Origin of the sequence: Frankia sp. Cppng1_Ct_nod, assembly GCF_920656135.1 — a bacterium.
GTDB lineage: Bacteria > Actinomycetota > Actinomycetes > Frankiales > Frankiaceae > Protofrankia > Protofrankia meridionalis.
The window spans coordinates 1-2,652 of sequence record NZ_CAKKTK010000151.1; the positions used below are offsets into that span (position 1 = coordinate 1).

The 2,652-nt window shown below is 65.9% G+C and carries 4 protein-coding genes; 2 read left to right on the forward strand and 2 right to left on the reverse strand.

Features of this window, described 5'->3' with window-relative positions:
- Nucleotides 1-361 (reverse strand): transposase (locus tag NBW77_RS21940; protein WP_250280288.1); only part of this gene is annotated, 361 nt, incomplete at its 3' end.
- A gap of 535 nt (nt 362-896) precedes the next feature.
- Between NBW77_RS21940 and NBW77_RS21945 the strand changes: the two genes are divergently transcribed.
- Together NBW77_RS21945 and NBW77_RS21950 are read left to right on the forward strand one after the other, a co-directional pair.
- On the forward strand, nt 897-1,679 hold the full coding sequence (locus NBW77_RS21945) for an epoxide hydrolase family protein (protein WP_250280289.1): 783 nt from the start codon (nt 897-899) through the stop codon (nt 1,677-1,679).
- The gene (locus NBW77_RS21950; RefSeq protein ID WP_250280290.1) at nt 1,676-2,077 is read left to right on the forward strand and encodes an alpha/beta fold hydrolase; all 402 of its coding nucleotides are present in this window, start codon (nt 1,676-1,678) and stop codon (nt 2,075-2,077) included. The genes NBW77_RS21945 and NBW77_RS21950 overlap by 4 nt, the downstream gene beginning before the upstream one ends.
- 306 nt (nt 2,078-2,383) lie before the next feature.
- Here the strand turns inward: NBW77_RS21950 and NBW77_RS22950 are convergent.
- Nucleotides 2,384-2,652, reverse strand: a 269-nt coding sequence (locus NBW77_RS22950) for a helix-turn-helix transcriptional regulator (protein WP_502799514.1), incomplete at its 5' end; no start/stop codon positions are given.

Genomic DNA, 2,652 nt, shown 5'->3' on the forward strand with positions numbered 1-2,652 from the left:
GACGTTGGACACCGACCGTCATTTTTCCGTGCTTCAGGTCGCCGGTCTCGTCGACGACGAGAACCGCCTCGGGATCGGCGAACTGCTCGACGACGTAGTCACGCAGGTCGGTGCGCAGCCCGCCGTCGTCGTCCCACACCGCGCCGGCCAGGAAGTGCTGCATCCCGCCCGGGGACCGCTCCCCGGCATGCTCGGCGAGCGTCCAGCAGTTCACCCGTGGTAGCCCGGCCATCAGGCCACACAGGAACCGGCGCATCCGCTTTCGGGACTCGGCCCGGGCAAATCGGCGGTCGAGCCGGGCAGCAAAGGCCTCGAACGCTTCCCGCCAGCTGTCAGGGTCTACGCTGGGGCACACAGCCACCGGATGATCTTCGAGAGTCGACACAACCCGCGACGATCACCGGCGGCTTCCCCATGTCCAGGCTCGCCACGCCGCGCCATGCCAGCCCGGCCACCCACGGCCAGCCCACTAGACCCAAATGATCACAAATCTCGGGCTGGAGTACTAGCCGGACGGATACTCGTCGGCGACGAGTATCGGGTGTGACCAATTTCGATCCTCGTTGGTTTCCGAAAGATGCCGGTGACGATGCTCCCATTAGCGTGGGAGGATCTCTCCATCCCGATAACAGGGGGCCAGCGGAGGGAGTGCCGATGTCGGCGGCGTTCCTGAATATCGTGATCGGGTTGGCCACTTCGACGTCGATGCGGGCGGAACATGCCTCATCCTCATGAACAACGAATGGAGATCGACTCCTGAGGATCTGTAATGAAGTAACAAATGCATCCTCGGGAGCGTCTTCGCAGGTCACGGGCCTGCAGAAGGCTCAAAATGAACAGGTTATTTCATTCCGGCTACTGAGCATGGCTCAGCAGGCCGATAAGGGGTTGTAGGCATGGGTTCACCCGAGCCGCAGGCATTCACGGTCGAGGTTTCCGATGCGGCGGTCGACGACCTGAAGGCGCGGATTTCCCGGACTCGGTTCGCCGACGACTTCGCGAACGCGGACTGGTCCTACGGCGTGGCCGGTGGCTATCTGCGCGAGCTGGTCGGCTACTGGCTGGACGGCTTCGACTGGCGCAAGACGGAAGCACAGATCAACTCGTTTCCGCATTTTCGTGTCGAGCTGGACGGGGTGCCCGTCCACTACGTCCACGTGCCTGGTCGGGGTGTCCCGGGCGGTCCGGCACCGCTGCCGCTGGTGCTCATCCACGGCTGGCCGTGGACCTTCTGGGACTTCCACAAGATGATCGGCCCGCTCAGCGACCCGGCGGCGCACGGCGGCGATCCGGCAGACGCTTTCGACGTCGTCGTGCCGTCGCTGCCGGGTTTCACCTTCTCCTCACCGCTGCGCGTGCCCGGCATCAACCCGGTCGATATCGCGAAGCTGTGGGTGCGGCTTATGCGTGAGATTCTTGGCTACGGGCCGTTCTGCGCCCAGGGTGGGGACTGGGTGCGATCGTCACCGGGCGTCTCGGCCATGCCCATGCCGATGACCTGCTCGGTGTCCACCTGTCGATGCCTTCATTCCCGACTCTGCACTGGGACGATCTGCGGCCCGAGGACTACGGCCCGGGCGAGGAGCACTGGTACCAACGGATGCGGGCGCGGCTGCGGAACGCCCGCAGCCATGTCGCCGTCCACACCGCCGATCCGCAGACGCTGGCCTGGGCGTTGAACGATTCGCCGGCGGGGCTCGCGGCGTGGATCGTGGAACGTCGCCGCAACTTGAGTGACTGCGGCGGCGACGTGGAGCGGCGTTTCACCAAGGACGATCTGCTGACGACGGTGTCGCTGTACTGGTTCACCGAGACGTTCCACACCACAGCGCGGCTATATGCGGAGACGCGCCGACGACCGATGTCCCTTGCCCACACCCGCAGCCCAGCGATCGAGGCGCCCACCGCGATCGCTGTGTTCCCGCAGGACGTTGTGCTGTTCCCGCGGGCGGTCGCCGAACAGCACGCCAACCTGGCGCGGTGGACCGTCATGCCCAGCGGTGGCCACTTCGCGCCGATGGAGGAGCCGCAACTGCTCGTTGACGACGTCCGCGCTTTCTTCCGCCAGTTCCGCTGACCGCCACCCAGGCCCGCGGCAGGAAGGCGAGCTCCTCCCAGAATGCGTTGATCGTCGGTGTTTCAGCACCCGGGTGAGGTAGACGATCATCGCCGGTATGTCGTCTTCCCCACCGGTCAGGGCCGCGCCGAGCGCGGCGGTGCTCCGCCATGGCCGCCGCGGCGGCCCGGATCGCCTGGGCGCGGGGATGGGTCCTTGAGTTTTCATGGCAAACCTCCAGCGGGTCATGCCGGATGAGGAGCGAGCGCGGTACACGCCGCGCGGGCCGGCGGAAGGTGCAGAGCAGCTGTGGGGCGGCCCGGACGATCAGGCCTCAGGGCCGGTGTCTTCGGGGGGGAAGAACAGGTCCTCGATCCGGCCCTCGAAGACGGCGGCGATCTTGAACGCCAGGGGCAGGCTCGGGTCGAAGCGGCCCGTTTCGATGGCGTTGACCGTCTGTCGGGACACGTCGAGGCGGTCAGCTAGGGACTGTTTGGGAAGTACGTCCCGAGGCTGTCCGTGGATCTGATGGTGACTTTCGGGTTGCATGATCTGTTGTGTGGCGCGGGGTGACCTCACGAACGAGCAGTGGGCTC

Excerpts from the sequence above, each read along its gene's own strand:
- NBW77_RS21945 (WP_250280289.1), top strand. The coding sequence starts at position 897 with ATGGGTTCACCCGAGCCGCAGGCATTCACGGTCGAGGTTTCCGATGCG.